Annotated in this window: 13 protein-coding genes; 3 read left to right on the plus strand and 10 right to left on the minus strand. The window is 68.9% G+C overall.

Annotated features, from left to right (window positions below):
- Window position 1: 1 nt before the first annotated feature.
- Both sucC and ACFQUZ_RS00680 read right to left on the minus strand, forming a co-directional pair.
- A complete protein-coding gene (gene sucC / locus ACFQUZ_RS00675) occupies window positions 2-1,177 on the minus strand; it encodes an ADP-forming succinate--CoA ligase subunit beta (RefSeq protein WP_377436718.1) in 1,176 nt (391 codons plus the stop codon).
- Between the two features lie 532 nt (window positions 1,178-1,709).
- Window positions 1,710-2,114: a cobalamin B12-binding domain-containing protein gene (locus ACFQUZ_RS00680; RefSeq protein WP_377436719.1), complete on the minus strand. Its 405-nt coding sequence runs from the start codon at window positions 2,112-2,114 to the stop codon at window positions 1,710-1,712.
- A 492-nt stretch (window positions 2,115-2,606) separates the two neighbouring features.
- Here ACFQUZ_RS00680 and ACFQUZ_RS00685 point away from each other — a divergent pair, with 492 nt between their 5' ends.
- Both ACFQUZ_RS00685 and ACFQUZ_RS00690 read left to right on the plus strand, forming a co-directional pair.
- Complete coding sequence (locus ACFQUZ_RS00685; RefSeq protein WP_377436720.1) at window positions 2,607-3,311, plus strand: M23 family metallopeptidase; 705 nt, start codon at window positions 2,607-2,609, stop codon at window positions 3,309-3,311.
- A 283-nt stretch (window positions 3,312-3,594) separates the two neighbouring features.
- Window positions 3,595-4,383: a M23 family metallopeptidase gene (locus ACFQUZ_RS00690; RefSeq protein WP_377436721.1), complete on the plus strand. Its 789-nt coding sequence runs from the start codon at window positions 3,595-3,597 to the stop codon at window positions 4,381-4,383.
- A gap of 57 nt (window positions 4,384-4,440) precedes the next feature.
- On the opposite strand, the gene pcrA is transcribed toward ACFQUZ_RS00690, so the two are convergent.
- Complete coding sequence (pcrA, locus tag ACFQUZ_RS00695; RefSeq protein WP_377436722.1) at window positions 4,441-6,849, minus strand: DNA helicase PcrA; 2,409 nt, start codon at window positions 6,847-6,849, stop codon at window positions 4,441-4,443.
- Window positions 6,850-7,187: 338 nt separating this feature from the next.
- Here pcrA and ACFQUZ_RS00700 point away from each other — a divergent pair, with 338 nt between their 5' ends.
- The gene (locus ACFQUZ_RS00700; protein ID WP_377437465.1) at window positions 7,188-7,499 is read left to right on the plus strand and encodes a chorismate mutase; all 312 of its coding nucleotides are present in this window, start codon (window positions 7,188-7,190) and stop codon (window positions 7,497-7,499) included.
- 219 nt (window positions 7,500-7,718) lie between these two features.
- Here the strand turns inward: ACFQUZ_RS00700 and ACFQUZ_RS00705 are convergent, their stop codons facing one another.
- From ACFQUZ_RS00705 to ACFQUZ_RS00735, 7 genes are all read right to left on the minus strand, one after another.
- Window positions 7,719-8,732 carry an ABC transporter ATP-binding protein gene (locus ACFQUZ_RS00705; protein ID WP_377436723.1) on the minus strand — a complete coding sequence of 338 codons (1,014 nt, stop codon included), beginning with the start codon at window positions 8,730-8,732 and terminating at the stop codon, window positions 7,719-7,721.
- The gene (locus ACFQUZ_RS00710) at window positions 8,725-9,768 is read right to left on the minus strand and encodes an ABC transporter ATP-binding protein (RefSeq protein ID WP_377436724.1); all 1,044 of its coding nucleotides are present in this window, start codon (window positions 9,766-9,768) and stop codon (window positions 8,725-8,727) included. Before ACFQUZ_RS00710 ends, ACFQUZ_RS00705 begins: the two co-directional genes overlap by 8 nt.
- An 11-nt stretch (window positions 9,769-9,779) precedes the next feature.
- A complete protein-coding gene (locus ACFQUZ_RS00715; protein WP_377436725.1) occupies window positions 9,780-10,745 on the minus strand; it encodes an ABC transporter permease in 966 nt (321 codons plus the stop codon).
- Window positions 10,738-11,664: an ABC transporter permease gene (locus ACFQUZ_RS00720; protein WP_377436727.1), complete on the minus strand. Its 927-nt coding sequence runs from the start codon at window positions 11,662-11,664 to the stop codon at window positions 10,738-10,740. Before ACFQUZ_RS00720 ends, ACFQUZ_RS00715 begins: the two co-directional genes overlap by 8 nt.
- Before the next feature lie 139 nt (window positions 11,665-11,803).
- On the minus strand, window positions 11,804-13,444 hold the full coding sequence (locus ACFQUZ_RS00725; protein ID WP_377436729.1) for an ABC transporter substrate-binding protein: 1,641 nt from the start codon (window positions 13,442-13,444) through the stop codon (window positions 11,804-11,806).
- A gap of 577 nt (window positions 13,445-14,021) precedes the next feature.
- Window positions 14,022-15,092, minus strand: a complete 1,071-nt coding sequence (locus ACFQUZ_RS00730; protein WP_377436730.1) for a thioester domain-containing protein — start codon at window positions 15,090-15,092, stop codon at window positions 14,022-14,024.
- A 231-nt stretch (window positions 15,093-15,323) separates the two neighbouring features.
- Window positions 15,324-16,010: a response regulator gene (locus ACFQUZ_RS00735; protein WP_377436731.1), complete on the minus strand. Its 687-nt coding sequence runs from the start codon at window positions 16,008-16,010 to the stop codon at window positions 15,324-15,326.
- Between the last annotated feature and the right edge of the window lies 1 nt (window position 16,011).

Genomic DNA, 16,011 nt, shown 5'->3' on the forward strand with positions numbered 1-16,011 from the left:
CTCAGACCCCCGTCGCCGCGAGTTCGGCGGCCCGCTGGGCCGCGCCATCCATGGTGTCCACCCGCTGTACGAGCGGGTTGGCCGCGCCGTCGAGGATCGCTCGGCCCGCCTCCGCGTTGTTGCCGTCCAGCCGGACCACAAGCGGCTTGGTGACCTTCTCGCCGCGCTGCTCCAGCAGGGCCAGCGCCTGCACGATGCCGTTGGCCACCTCGTCGCAGGCGGTGATGCCGCCGAACACGTTGACGAAGACGCTGCGCACCGACGGATCGGAGAGCACGATCTCCAGGCCGTTGGCCATCACCGCCGCGCTCGCGCCGCCGCCGATGTCGAGGAAGTTCGCCGGCTTCACGCCGTGCGCCTCACCTGCGTACGCGACCACGTCGAGCGTGGACATCACCAGGCCGGCGCCGTTACCGATGATGCCGACCTCGCCGTCGAGCTTGACGTAGTTGAGATCCTTCTCCTTGGCGGCCTGCTCCAGCGGGTCGACGGCGGCCTGGTCGATGAGCGCCTCGTGGTCCGGGTGCCGGAAGGCGGCGTTGCCGTCCAGCGTGATCTTGGCATCCAGCAGGAGGGCCTTGCCGTCGGCGGTCCGAGCCAGCGGGTTGACCTCGACCAGGGTGGCGTCCTCGGCGACGAACGCCTGCCAGAGCCGGACCGCGATCTCGCTGATCTGGTCGGCCACCTCGGCCGGGAAGCCCGCTCCCGCGACGATCTCGCGCGCCTTGGCCTCGTCCACGCCGGCGTTGGCGTCGATCGGGACCTTTACCACCTTGTCCGGGGTCTCGGCGGCCACCTGCTCGATGTCCATCCCACCGGCGACGCTGGCGATGCACAGGAAGGTGCGGTTCGCCCGGTCGAGCAGGTAGGAGAAGTAGTACTCCTCCGCGATATCGGCGGTCACTGTGATCATGACCTTGTGGACCGTGTGGCCCTTGATGTCCATGCCGAGGATGTCGGTGGCCCTGGCCACCGTCTCGTCGGTGCCGTCGGCGAGCTTGACGCCACCCGCCTTGCCCCGGCCACCGACCTTCACCTGCGCCTTGACGACCACTCGGCCGCCGAGGCGTTCGGCGATCGCACGGGCCTCATCCGGGGTGGTGGCGACGCCGCCGGCGAGCACGGGAAGCCCGTGCCGCTCGAACAGGTCCCGCCCCTGGTACTCGTACAGGTCCACGATTGCGCGTCCCGTCCCGTCTCCGCGGCGCGCCGTCGCGCCGCTACCAGCGTTGAGAAAACAGTGTGCCGCCTGTCATCGCGAGAAGCAGGCCATTGGCGCAGCCTAGCGAGACGCGTGGCATCGGCAACCGACCGGGTACGCGGTGTGCGGTACTGCACAGCGGCAGGTGGAGCACCGCGCCACGGCGCAGGCACGGTTGATTCGGGGATCGGGTCGGGTTCGGAGGCTGAAGGGACGGCGCGACCCACCCGCCCGCCGCCTCGCCCGTCCGGGGCTCGCCGGTGAACGGTGCGTAACCTCGACCACGGGGCGTCGTTGAAGCAGGTGTCGGAGCGCTACGGCGCGAAGACGGGAGCGGCCGATGCCCTGTCGGTCGAGGGGTGGCGGCGGGGCATCGTGCATAGAGAGGCCGGGCGTGTGAGGGGTGCGTCCGGCCTCTCCCCCTTTCCCATTGTTGATCATGGAATGGATCCGCCCCGAAGGGCCGCGCGCCATCCCCACGATCGACGGGTCACGAGGGCGGGATGGCTCAGCCGACCGGCTGGCCGACGTTGGCGCGCACCCACTCCACGATCGACTGGGTGGTCGCCCCGGGCGTGAATACCTTCGCCACGCCGAGCCGCCGCAACTCCGGGATGTCGGCGTCCGGGATGATTCCGCCGCCGAACACCACCATGTCGGTCGCGTCCCGCTCGGCGAGAAGTTCGAGCACCCGCTTGAACAGGGTCATGTGCGCGCCGGAGAGCACCGACAGACCCACCGCGTCGGCGTCCTCCTGGATCGCCGCCTCGACGATCTGCTCCGGGGTCTGGTGCAGGCCGGTGTAGATGACCTCCATGCCGGCGTCCCGCAAGGCGCGGGCCACCACCTTCGCGCCGCGGTCGTGCCCGTCCAGGCCCGGCTTGGCGACGACGACCCGAATCCGAGAGCTCATCAGCGCAACACCTTTCCAGGGGCCGATTGGGGACTGCGTACCTGAACGAACGGTAACCCGACCGCCGAAGGGTCGGGAAGCCGGGACGATCCCGGGGACGTCGGGACCTCGACGGGCGCCGGACGGGTGCCGACGCGTAGGGCGTCCGGCGTCCCGGTTCGCTGCCCACGGCCCGACAGCGAACCCCTAGGGGACACGCCCGGAAGCCGACACGGATGAGCCGAAAGGATGACCCCCCGTGGCACCATGGGTCACTCTGCGCCACTAACGAACCCATCCGCAAATGGTTATGTTATATGTCAATCCCCCTCGGACAGGTGCAGAGCGTGGCGATGAATCCGCGCTGCAACTTGTGAGTCGTCTAGGGGTTGGCTACCGTGTCTGGCGGTTGTCATCCGGTTTTTGACCGAAGCAACCAGGTCAGCCGGGATCCGGACAGGCACCACCGAGTTCCGGCACCGACCGCTTTAACGTCCGATACGGAGGGTGTGCGTGCGTCAGCGCCTGTCGTCTGAGCCCGATCGATATCGCGGCCGTCGCCGTGTACCCACCCCACCTCGTAGCCGTTACGCCGCGGTGGTCACCGGAGCCTTCGTCGGCGCCGGACTGGTCGCCATCGGAGCGAGCGCGCTGCCGGATGCGAAGAGCGTCGACCCCGCGGTTCTCGCGGGCGTCAAGCAGGCCAGCGTCGCCGAGAGCGAGCTCGCCGCCCGCGCGGACGACGCCAACCGGGCATCCCGCGGCTCCGACCGCACCCTCACCGACGCGACCGCCCAGGACGGCTGGGCGCTACCGCTCGCCGACTACGACTTCATCGCCCCGTACGGCGAGCGGTGGGGGGAGACCCACGCGGGCATCGACCTGGCCGCCCCGGAAGGGACGCCGTACGTGGCGGTCCGGTCCGGCGAGGTGGTCCGCTCCGGCTGGTACGGGGGCTACGGCTACGCGATCATCATCCGGCACGAGGACGGCACCGAGGCCATCTACGGCCACTCGTCGAAACTTCTCGTCGAGCAGGGCACCCGGGTCAAGACGGGTGACCAGATCGGCCTGGTGGGCAACACCGGCCACTCGTACGGCTCCCACCTGCACCTCGAAGTGCAGGTCAACGGAGCTCCGGTCGATCCGGTCCCGTGGCTGAACGAGCGCGGAGTGGACATCAAGCTCAAGACGGAGAGTCTCTTCCCCCAGGGGTGAGCTGTCGCTGACCCTGCGCAATGCCGCACTTGCCGCCCAGACCGCTGGTCTGGGCGGTTTTCTTCTGACTACCGCGGGTTGATGTGTCGCTCGCCACACCGACGCATGTGGCCTCCGCCACTGCCGATCTCCCGCGCGTTACCGGTTAGTAGGGGAGGAATCCGGGCATAGCCCGGCCCGGGACCATAGACGGAGATCGTTCTTCTCGGACCCGGCGAATCGACAATCCCCCCTGGTCAACCAGCATGTCCGACGGCCCTTTCCCCCAACCGAAGGCCGGGACGTGCAGGAAGATCTTCAGAACGACCAGTACCACGACACACCGAGCACCGAGACGGACACCGAGCAGGTGGTTCCCGGCCGGCACCGCCGATTCAGCCGGCGAATGTCGCGCCGCACCGGCGCGCTGTTGGCCATCGCCGCGCTGGCGGTCGGCGGCGCGGGCGCCACGGTCCTCACCGTTGCCGACGGCACCCACGACGACACCGCGACAGCCGGCCTCGAAGACCGGGCGCAGGCGGCGGACCGGGCAGACCGGTCCCGCCGTGACCCGGTGCTCAGCCCGTCGGCCTCACCAAGCGCCTCCGCATCGGCGAGCCCGTCGCTCAGCGCCTCTCCCACGGCATCACCGACCCGCAAGCCCGCCGCGAAGGCGACAACCAAGGCCGCGAAGAGCTGGGTGCATCCAATGCCCGGTGCGGACGTCACCTCCTGCTACGGCCCGCGCGGCGGTGTGCTGCACGCCGGCGTCGACCTGGCCCAACCCGCCGGCACCCCGATCCGTGCCGCGGCGGCCGGTTCCGTGGTGAAGGCCGGGGACGTCGGTGACGGGTACGGCATCTCGGTCGTCATCGAGCACAGCAACGGCTACCTGACCCACTACGCCCACCAGAGCCGGCTGGCCGTCAGCGTGGGCGACAAGGTGAGCGCCGGGAAGGTCATCGGTTACGAGGGTTCGACCGGCGATTCCACCGGCCCGCACCTGCACTTCGAGGTGCACAAGGGGCAGATGTGGAACCAGATCGACCCGGCCCCGTACATGCGGGCCCGCGGCGTCTCCCTCGGCTGCTGACGAAGGAGGGTCCTGGTCGACGCCCGACGTCGAGCAGGGCCCTCCCGCACCCGCCCGTCAGAGCTTCTCGATGGGCGCGTGGCGCAGCACCAACCAGAGTGTCTGGTCGCCGAAGTCGATCTGGGCCCGGGCGCTCGGCCCGTGCCCCTCGACCGCCAACACCCGCCCCAGCCCGTAACGCTGGTGGTTGACCCGGTCCCCGGCCGCCACCTTCGGCGGCTGCCGCAGCTCGCTGGCGGTGGTCAGGCGGCTCGCGTCCACCCCGAGCCGTTGGGCGAGCTGGGCCGCCTTCGGCGTACCCAAGGCGTTGCCGCCACCGCGCGCGGCCCCGCCGCGGCCCGCGGACCCGGCCCGGCCGCCCACCCCGCCGCCGGTCCCCGACCAGGAGGTGTACGCGCCCTCGGTCCGCTCCCAGCGGACCAGCTCGACGGGCAACTCCTCGAGGAACCGCGAGGCCGGGTTGTAGGACGGTTGTCCCCACGCCGACCGGGTCACCGAGCGGGACAGGTACAGCCGCTCGCGGGCCCGGGTGATGCCGACGTACGCCAGCCGGCGCTCCTCCTCCAACTCCCGGGTGTCGCCCAGCGAGCGGAGGTGCGGGAACACCCCGTCCTCCAGCCCGGTCAGGAAGACCACCGGGAACTCCAGACCCTTCGCCGTGTGCAGGGTCATCAGGGTGACCACGCCCTGGTGATCGGGATCGTCCGACGGCACCTGGTCGGCGTCGGCGACCAGGGCCACCTGTTCGAGGAACCCGGCCAGGCTGGCTCCCGGCCCGCCCTCGGCGGCCTGCGCCTCGGCCCGCTCGGTGTACTCCCGGGCCACGCTCACCAGTTCCTGGAGGTTCTCCACCCGACCGGCGTCCTGCGGGTCGAGGCTCTCCTCCAGCTCGGTGAGATAACCGGACCGGGTCAGCACCGCCTCCAGCACCTCCTCGGGCGGCGCCGTCGCGGCCAGCTCCCGCGTGTCGTCCATCAGCCGTACGAAGTCGGCGATGCCGTTGGCGGCCCGGGTGGAGATGCCGGGGGCGTCGCCGGCACGGCGCAGCGCCGCGCCGAACGAGATCCGGTCCCGGCTCGACAGCGCCTCGACGCACGCCTCCGCCCGGTCACCGATCCCCCGGCGCGGTGTGTTGAGGATGCGGCGGATGCTCACCGTGTCGTCGTCGTTGACCAGCCCCCGCAGGTACGCCAGCGCGTCGCGTACCTCCTTGCGCTCGTAGAACCGGACCCCGCCGACCACCTTGTACGGCAGGCCGACCCGGATGAAGACCTCCTCGAAGACCCGGGACTGGGCATTGGTCCGGTAGAACACGGCCACGTCCCCCGGCCGGGACTGGTCGGCGTCGCAGAGCCGGTCGATCTCCCGGGCCACCCAGTCCGCCTCGGCGTGCTCGGTGTCGGCCACGTACCCGACGATCTGCTCGCCGGGGCCCTCGTCGCTCCACAACCGCTTCGGCTTGCGGGAGGTGTTGCGGTCGATGACGGCGTTCGCGGCGTTGAGGATGGTCTGGGTGGAGCGGTAGTTCTGCTCCAGCAGGATCGTCCGGGCATCGGGATAGTCGCGCTCGAACTCCAGGATGTTGCGGATCGTCGCGCCACGGAACGCGTAGATCGACTGATCCGCGTCGCCGACCACGCAGAGTTCCGCTGGCGGCAGCCCGCTCGCGTCACCGGCGGTCCCGACCAGTTCCTTGACGAGGGCGTACTGCGCGTGGTTGGTGTCCTGGTATTCGTCGACCAGAACGTGCCGGAACCGGCGCCGGTAGCTCTCGGCGACGTGCGGGTGGGACCGCAACAGGTGCACGGTCGTCATGATCAGGTCGTCGAAGTCGAGCGCGTGCGCCTCCGCCAGCCGGCGCTGGTAGAGCGCGTACGCCTCGGCGAGCGCGCGTTCGTTGGGCCCCTTGGCCCGGTCCGTGAACGCCTCCGGGTCGACCAGCTCGTTCTTGAGGTTCGAGACCTGGGCGGCCAGGCCCCGAGCCGGATATCGCTTGGGATCCAGGTCCAGTTCCCGGGCCACCATCTGCATGAGCCGACGGGAGTCGTCCGCGTCGTAGATCGAGAAGGTGGATTTGAGGCCGGCGTGCTCGTGCTCGGCTCGCAGCATCCGGACGCAGGCCGAGTGGAACGTGGAAACCCACATCAACCGGGCCCGCGGCCCGACCAGGGCGGCAACCCGGTCCTTCATCTCGCCGGCGGCCTTGTTTGTGAATGTGATGGCGATGATCTCGCCGGGATGCACCTGGCGGGCGGCCAGCAGGTGCGCGATCCGGTGGGTGAGCACCCGGGTCTTGCCCGAGCCCGCCCCCGCCACGATCAGCAATGGGGCACCCGAATGGGTGACCGCGTCCCGCTGTGGGCCGTTCAGCCCGGCCAGCAGGGCCGCGGCGTCCAGGCGGACCGCGCCCGGACGGGGAGAGGTGGTGGGAACCGGCGTCGGCGGAGGTTCGAAGAGAGCATGCATCGCATCGCGAGTCTATGCCCGCGGTGGGACAAGCCTCCGCGTCCGCCGGTCGCGCGCCCCGCGGTTCGCCGGAATCCGCGCCGTCCCATCCGGTGGAACGGCTTGCGTCGCCGGGGTGGCTGTGGGCATACTCGACGACGTGACCAGGTACGCGCGCTTTTTTTACTACGGCTCCGGGAGTCCGGCAGCCGTAGGTCGCGCCTGATCATCAGACCTACGAAAGCCCCGGGCTCCTGGAGCCCGGGGCTTCGTCGTCCCGGGATCCGGCCCGCGGCCCGACCACCGCCCAGGGAGCAGCCATGCCGACCCACCTCGCCGACCAGGCATCCGGTCCGCAGATGACCGAACCGCAGGCCACGGCTACGCCGGCCGCCGGAGCGTCCGAGACCGGCGCCGCCGAGCCGGACGCCAGCGAGCGCATCGTCGCGCTCCGGGATCGCATCGACGAGATCGACAGCCAGCTCATCGCCCTGTGGCGAGAGCGGGCCGCGCTGTCCCAGCAGGTCGGCGCCACCCGCGTGGCATCCGGCGGCACCCGGCTGGTGCTGGCTCGCGAGCGGCAGATCCTGGACCGGTTCCGGGACGCGCTGGGCGCGGACGGCACCCAACTGGGTTTGCTGCTGCTACGCGCCGGCCGCGGACCGCTCTGACCCCTTCCCGCCCGCAGGACGGGTCCGCCCCGGCCCCTCCCGCCCCGCTGGCCGCCACCAACGGCCCACACGGGCCGCGTCGGGACCGCCCCCGGCCCCTCCCGCCCCGCTGGCCACCAACGGCCCACCCGGACCACCCGGCCACCCGGCCACCCGTACCGGACGCTCCCCCGGAAACGAACCAGGGCCCGCCCGAACGGACGGACCCTGGCCGGCGACTCAGACCTCGTGGGTAGGCACGATCTCCCGCTGCTCCGCGAAGTGACACGCGCTCGGGTGGTCGATGCCCCTGCGGGTCACCAGGGCAGGCTCCTCCCGGGCGCAGATGTCCTGTGCCTTCCAGCACCGCGTCCGGAACCGGCAGCCCGACGGCGGGTTGGCCGGCGACGGTACGTCGCCACTGAGCCGGATGATCGCCTTCTGCTCGCGGCTCGTCGGATCCGGCACTGGCACCGCCGACAGCAGCGCCTGGGTGTAGGGGTGGGTCGGCCGCTCGTAGATCTCGTCCTCGGTGCCGATTTCCGCGATCCTGCCGAGGTACATGACCGCCACTCGGTCCGACAGGTGCCGGACCACGGACAGGTCGTGCGCGATGAAGATGTACGACAGCCCCAGCTCGCTCTGCAACCGCTCCAGCAGGTTCATCACCTGCGCCTGGATCGACACGTCCAGTGCGCTTACCGGTTCGTCGCAAATGATGATCTCAGGTCGAAGGGCGAGCGCCCGGGCGATGCCGATGCGCTGCCGCTGGCCGCCCGAGAACTGGTGGGGATAGCGGTTCACGTGCTCCGGGTTGAGCCCGACGACGTCCAGCAGTTCCTGCACCCGCCGGCGCCGGCTGCCGCGCGGCGCGACGTCGGGATGGATCTCGAACGGCTCACCGATCAGGTCACCGACCGTCATCCGCGGGTTCAGCGAGGTGTACGGATCCTGCATGACCAACTGGATCTGCCGGCGCAGCTGGCGCAGCTCCGCACCCTTGAGCCCGGCGACGTTGCGACCCTTGTAGAGGACCTGGCCGCCGGTCGGCGGTTCCAGGCTCATCAGCACCCGGGACAGGGTGGACTTACCGCAACCCGACTCGCCCACGACGCCGAGGGTCTCTCCCCGGTGCAGGTCGAACGAGACCCCGTCCACCGCGCGAACGTGCCCGATGGTCCTCTTGAACACCACCCCGCGGGTCACCGGATAGTGCTTGACCAGGTCGCGAACCTCGAGGATCTTCTCAGTCACGGTTCACCAGCTCCTCGGCGAAGTGGCAGGCGCTGGCCCGGGTCGAGCCGAGCGTCAGCAGCGGGGGCACCTTCTCCCGGCACACCGGTTGCGCCATCGGGCAACGCGGGTGGAACGGGCATCCGGTGGGGATCCGCATCAGGTTCGGCGGCAGGCCCTTGATGGTGCGGAGCTGCTGGCCCTTCTCGTCGATCCGGGGGATCGACTGGAGCAGACCCACCGTGTAGGGGTGGGCGGGTCGCGCGTACAGCTCGTGGACACTCGCCTCCTCGACGATCCGGCCCGCGTACATCACCGCGATCCGGTCCGCGACGTCGGCGACCACGCCGAGGTCGTGGGTGATGAGGATCATGCCCATGTTCCGCTCGCGTCGCAGTTCGGCGAGCAGGTCCATGATCTGGGCCTGCACCGTCACGTCGAGCGCCGTGGTGGGCTCGTCCGCGATCAGCACCTCGGGGTCCAGGGCCAGCGACATGGCAATCATGACGCGTTGCCGCATGCCGCCCGAGAACTGGTGCGGATACTCGTTCACGCGCTGCTTCGCGTTCGGGATCTGCACCAGGTCGAGCATCTCGGTGGCCCGCTTCTTGGCCTGCTGCCGGCTCATCCCCTGCCGGACCCGGAACTGCTCGGCGATCTGGAAGCCGACGGTGAAGACCGGGTTGAGCGCGGACAGCGAGTCCTGGAAGACCATGGCGATGCCGGAGCCGCGGATCTTGCGCCGCTGCTCGCCGGACATGCGCAGCATGTCTTTGCCGTGGAAGCGGATCTGCCCGCCGGTCACGAAGCCGGGCGGACTGTCCAGGATGCCCATGATCGCTTGAGCGGTGACGCTCTTACCCGACCCGGACTCGCCGAGCACGGCAAGGGTCTCCCCCGCGTCGACGTGATAGGTCACCCCGTTGATGACCTTCGCGACACCGTCGCGGGTGCGGAACTCGACCCGAAGGTCGTCGACCTCCAGCAGTCGGCCGCCGGGGCGCCCGGGGCCACCGGCGCCCGGTTGGGGGCGGGAGGACACGAGTATGTCGGACAACGGAGTTTCTCCTACCGGAGTTTCGGGTCGAGGGCTTCGCGCACTGCCTCGCCGAGCATGACGAAACTGAGCACCGCGACGACCAGGAAGCTGGCGGGGAAGAACAGCAGATACGGCAGGACCTGGATGTAGGACCGTGCCTCACTGACCATGACACCCCAGGACACCACCGGGGACTGCAGTCCCACGCCGAGGAAGGACAGCGTCGCCTCGGCGCCGATGAACGAGCCGATCAGGATCGTGGAGTAGACCAGCAGCGGAGCCAGACAGTTGGGCAACAGGTGCTTCATGATGATCCGGCGGTTGCTGGCGCCCAGGGCCCGGGCCGCCATGATGTAGTCGGCCTGCTTGGTGGCGAGCACCGAGGACCGCATGATCCGCATCGAGACCGGCCAGGTCAGGATGACCAGCGACATGATCACCAGACCCATGATCTTGACCGTGCTGTTGTTCGAGCCGGGGCTGTTGAACGTGGTCAGGATGACGATCGCACCGAGCACGAACGGCAGGCCGAAGAAGATGTCGGTCAGCCGGGAGAGCAGCGCGTCGATCCAGCCGCCCTTGAACCCGGCGATGATCCCGACCGTGCCGCCCAGCAGTACCGTGCCGATTGTGGACAACACCGAAACCACGATCGAGGCCCGGGCGCCGTAGATCGTCCGGGCGAACTCGTCCCGGCCCAGCATGTCGTAGCCGAACCAGCCGTCACCGCTCGGACCCACCCGCGCCCGGTCCAGCGTGCCGGCTGTCGGGTCGACCGAGGTGAACAGCGACGGGACCGCCGCCATCACCAGGAACAGCAGGATGAGCACCGACGCGATCCAGAACAACGGCTTGCGCCGCAGGTCCCGCCAGGCGTCGCCGAGCAGCCCGCGCGGCTTGTCCGGCCCGCGATTCGACTGACCGTCGTCGGAGGAGCCGGCCAGGGCCGGCTGGTCGGTGGGTGCGGTGCTGACCATCGAGGTCGGGTCACTCATAGCGGATCCTCGGGTCCAGGGCGGCGTACAGCAGGTCGATGATCAGGTTCATCAGCAGATAAACCACCACCAGGATGACGACGATGGAGACCACCGTCGCGCTCTCCTTGCGGAGGATCGCCTGGTAGACCTGACTGCCGATGCCGTTGATGTTGAAGATGCCCTCGGTCACGATGGCGCCGCCCATCAGGCTGCCCACTTCGGTGCCGAGGAAGGTGAGTACGGGGATCATCGAGTTCCGAAGCAGGTGCACCCCGACCACGCGGCGCATCGGCAGGCCCTTGGCGATCGCCGTCCGTACGTAGTCGGCGCGCCGGTTCTCCGCGATGCTCGTCCTGGCCAGTCGGGCGATGTACGCCATCGAGACGCTGCCCATCACGAGCCCGGGCACCAGCAGTTCTGTGAAGGTGGCCTCGCCGGACACGGTCGGCCTGATGATCCCCCACTTGACGCCCAGCAGCCACTGCAGCAGGAAGCCGGTGACGAACGTCGGCAGGGCGATCAGGAACAGCGTGGACACCAGGACGAGGTTGTCGGCGAAGCCGCTGCGCCGCAGGCCGGTGAGCACACCGGCGGTGACGCCGATGAGCGCCTGGAAGGCGACGGCGACAAGTGCGAGCCGCAGGGTGGTGGGGTACGAACTGATGATCAGTTCGCTGATCTCCCGGTTGCCGTAGGTCTCCCCGAGGTCCCCCTGGAGCAGGTTCTTCATGTACGTGCCGTACTGAACGAAGAGGTTCTCGTTGAGGTTGAACTTCTCGTTCATCTTGGCGATGTACGACTCGGGGCACTGCCGGTCACCGCACTTGCCGGCGAACGGGTCACCGGGCACCGACCAGACCAGCCAGTAGATCAGGAATGTGGTCCCGATGAAGACCGGGACGAGTTGGAGAAGCCGTCTCAGCAAGTAACGGCCCATGGGTCGTCCTCCAGATAGGACGCGTCGGACGCCCGACACGAGTGGCGAAACGGTGCCGAGGGCGCGGATCCCGCGCCCTCGGCCGCTACCTACCGGCTCGAACCCGCGGGTGGCGGGCCCGAGCCGGAATCAGCTCTGATCAGGAAAGCTCCACTGAAGACAGGTCGATCGGGCCCTTGGCGCTGGTCTGGACCTTCGCGATCTTCTCGGAGTAACCCGACTGCTGGGCGTAGAAGAACACCACGATCGAGGGGACGTCCCGGTCGACGATCTCGATGGCCTCGGCGAACTTCTTGTGCGCGTCGTCGACGCTCGCCTGGGCGATGCCCTCGCGGTAGAGCCTGTCCACGTCGGGGTTCTTGTAGTCGCCGTCGTTGGATGAACCACCGTAGACGAACAGCGGGCCGAGCCAGTTCTCGACGTCCGGGTAGTCCTGCTGCCAGGCAGCCCGGTACGGGCCCTTCATCTGGCGCTTGTCGATGGCGTCACGGAACTGCGCGAACGTCGGAACGGCGATGGCATTCGTCTCGATGTTGAGCGTGTTCTTGATGCTCTGCGCGACGGCCTCCATCCACTCCTTGTGCGGGCCGTTCGAGTTGTAGTACATGTCCAACTTGCCCTGGAAGCCACCGGCCTCCTGGAGCAGCCGCTTGGCCTCCTCCGGGTTGAACTCGCAGGACTTGCAGTTGCCAGCGACGGCGCCCGGGGTCAGCGGGTTGGCCCAGCTGTCCGCCGGCTTCTTCGAGCCGTCGAAGATCTTGTCGGTGATCGCCTTCCGGTCGACCGCCAGCGAGATCGCCTTGCGAACCCGCACGTCCTGGAACCGGTCGTCGTAGAACGGGAAGTCGATCTTCGTGGTCGACGGGACCGGGACGTCGATCACCCGGTCCGCGAGGTCGACCTTCCACTTGCCACCGACAAGTGCCGACGTCGGCACCTGCTGCAGGAAGTCCAGGTTGCCGGCCTGCAGGTCGTTGTACGCGGCCTGATCGTCCTTGTACAGCCGGACCGTGACGTCCTTGATCTTGACCTTGTCATCGAGCTGGTAGTCGTCGAACCGGGTCAGCTTGATGTCGACGTCGTTCTCCCAGGAAACGAACTTGACCGGTCCGTTGCCGATCGGGTTCTTGCCGAACTCCTCGGGAGTGCTCTTGAAGAACGCGTCCGGCAGCGGCATGAAGGCGCTGTAGCCGAGCATCGTCGGGAAGATCGAGAACGGCGCGCCCAGGGTCACCTCGAAGGTCGTCTCATCGATGACCTTGAGACCCTTCATCTGGTCGACCGCTGGCTTCGGGGCCGTTTGCGGCCCGTCCGGACCATCCGGGTCCTTGGTGTGCACCTCACTGAAACCATCGATCTTGTCGAAGAACGTGGCGTTCGCGGCACCGCTCGGCCCGTACGCGGCCCAGTTCCAGGCCTTGACGAAGTTCTCCGCCTTGACGTCGGTGCCGTCGTGGAACTTGGTGCCCTGCTTGATCTTGATCGTGTAGACCTTGGAGTCCGGCGTCTCGATCGACTCAGCGAGAGCGTTCTCGGGCTCGCCGCCGTCGGACGGGTATCTCACCAGGCCGGTCCAGAGGTGGTCAACGACGTTGCCGCCACCGGTCTCGGTGGTGTTCGCCGGGACGAGCGGGTTCTGCGGCTGGGACCCGTCGATGACGATGGCACCGTCGGCGGTGTTGCCGCCGCTGTCGTCGCCACCGCCACTGCCACAGCCTGCCGCGACGAGTGCGACGGTCGCGCCCAGCGCGACCGCACCCGCTCGCTTCGAGACTCTCATTCGTGAAGCCTCCTCTTTCCTTCTACCTCGGTAAGGCGTGCTGTCCCGCACGCCGGGGATGAACCGCGACAGACCGCGCCGTCGCGTACCGCCGAAGAACTATCGCAGGGCCATCGGTGCGCCTCCGTGCACACCGATGAACCGCCGGTCCTCGCCACCCGAGCGCTGACGCCACGAAGCCCCGGCGCCACGGTGGCCAGGCAGACCTACCGCGCTTTTGAGGGGATCAGCCGGGGCGACTCACGTGAGGGGGTGAGGTGTTGTCACTGTTCCACTATCTGAGCGCCAGGCGAAAGCGCCGTTATCAAGCCGTTAGTCGGCCGGTGCGTCACAGAGACGCGCCGGTCGTCACCTTTCCGTGCCCCGACCAGGATGCAGGCTAGTCCGCCGACCTGGCCGTCAACCACTCGGATACAGGTCATGATCCGGAACGAACCGGCCACCTGGGGTCACTCGGCGCACAAATTTGGACACTCTGCGTACCCGCCGCCGTGCCGAATGATATTCGCCACTTTCGCGCCTCGCCGACGCACCGGTGCCCCCGCCATCGGGCGAGGGCACCGGTGGGTGGTGGCCGTCAGGCGGTGAACCGCAGCCGACGACGACGCACGAAGAACACCGTGACGGCGCCGACGGCCAGCAACACCGCGCCGAGACCCAGGACGATCCCCGTGGAGCTGCCGGTGACCGGCAGGACCGGGCCGCCGGGCGTGGCCGGGCTGGCCGGCGCCGCGGCGAACGCCGCCTCGGCCCCCGCCGTCACCTTCTCGCCAGCGGTACCACCCAGGATCAGCTTCTGCGCCTTTCCGTTCGGGTAGAGGAACACCCGTCCGAACGACACGGATCCCGAACCGGTGGCAGTGACGCTTACCTTGCCGGTTCCCTCACCGACCAGCCAGAACTGTCCACCGTTGACCGTCTCGGTCACCGGCTTGCCCGTCGCGTCGACTGCCTGACCGCCCTCGACGGCCAGGGTGATGGCGCCCGCCGGGCCAGCGACCGTGAACGGACCGGCCTTCGCGCCGGCCGCTGCCGAGGCGGACTTCGGGTCCAGCGTCAGACTGGGCTTCGGCTCCGGCTGATCGGTGGCGTTCTTGACCAGGTAGTCCCGGACCTGCTGGACGACCTGGTACTGGGCCTTGGGAAGCAGTCCCTTGCCGTCCTGCCAGTCGCCCAGCTCCACGCCGTCGCTGAAGTGCCAGACCGCGGTCTGGGTGCCGAAGTACAGCAGCTTGTTGACGGTCTTGCGGTCGACGTTCGTCGGCAGCGTGGCCCCGGCCGCCTCGGCCAGCTTTGCGGCCTCGACGTTCGGGTGGCCGTGGGTCAGCACCCACTGGACCTTGCCGAGGTTCTTCACCTGGGAGGCGTCCCAGGTGCCCTCGCGGTACTCCTTGCCCAACGCGATGCTGGTGTGGAAGTCGATGCAGTAGGCGGTGACCGACTCACCGTCGACCGCCAGGGTGAACGACGAGGTCCCCTTGGCCTTACCGTTCAGGATGAGCTTTACGTCACCGCCCTCGACCTGCGACGGGACGCCGGTGACCGGCGGGTCGGCGGCGGCCGGCCCGGCGACGCCAAGCGTCAGCGCGGCGCCGGCGAACACGGCCAGGGCGGTACGCCCCCAGCGCGCGGCTCTACGTCCGAACATGTCCGATAACTACCTCTCCCCAGGGGGTCGCTCGCGCGGTGCGCCCGCGCGGCGGAAGGACACGCGCCCGCAGGCGGCCCCACATAGGTCCAGACTCCGCGTAACGCGAAAGGGATTATCGACGCCGGAGAGAGGTTTGTCAGCACCCTTCTGCCACATGAATCACATCTGTACCAATGGCCACAAAGTTTGATCAGGCTCAACCGCCCGGTGGTGTCGCAGACGAGCTGCTCAGACGAGCCGACGGTCGGCGGCCCATCGGGACAGTTCGTACCGGTTGGACATCTGGAGCTTGCGCAGCACGTTCGAGACGTGCGTCTCCACCGTCTTGATGGAGATGAACAGCTCCTTCGCGATCTCCTTGTAGGCGTAGCCGCGGGCCAGCAGGCGCAGCACCTCCCGTTCCCGGTTGGTCAACTGGTCCAGCTCGGGATCGGCGACCGGCGCGTCCGGTCGCGCGGCGAACGCGTCGAGCACGAACCCGGCCAGCCGCGGGCTGAAGACCGCGTCGCCGTCGGCCACCCGGCGGATCGCGGCGGCCAGTTCGTCCGAGGAGATGGTCTTCGTCACGTAGCCTCGCGCTCCGGCCCGGATCAACCCGATCACGTCCTCGGCCGCGTCCGAGACGCTGAGCGCCAGGAACCGGATCTGTGGGTGGGTGCGGCGCACCTGGTCGAGCACCGCCCGTCCGCCACCATCCGGCATGTGCACGTCGAGCAACACGACGTCCGGTTCGGCGGCGGTCACCCGGCTCACCGCCTCGGCGACCGTGCTCGCCTCCCCGATCACCTCCACGTGAGCGCCGAGTTCGGCCCGCACGCCGGCCCGGAACATCGCGTGGTCGTCGACGAGAAACACCCGCAGCGTTCGCGGCGCGCCCCGCTCCGTGTCGCGCTCGATCGGCTGGTCGTCGCTCATT

The organism is Plantactinospora sp. GCM10030261 (assembly GCF_042666615.1).
Classification (GTDB): Bacteria; Actinomycetota; Actinomycetes; order Mycobacteriales; family Micromonosporaceae; genus KBS50.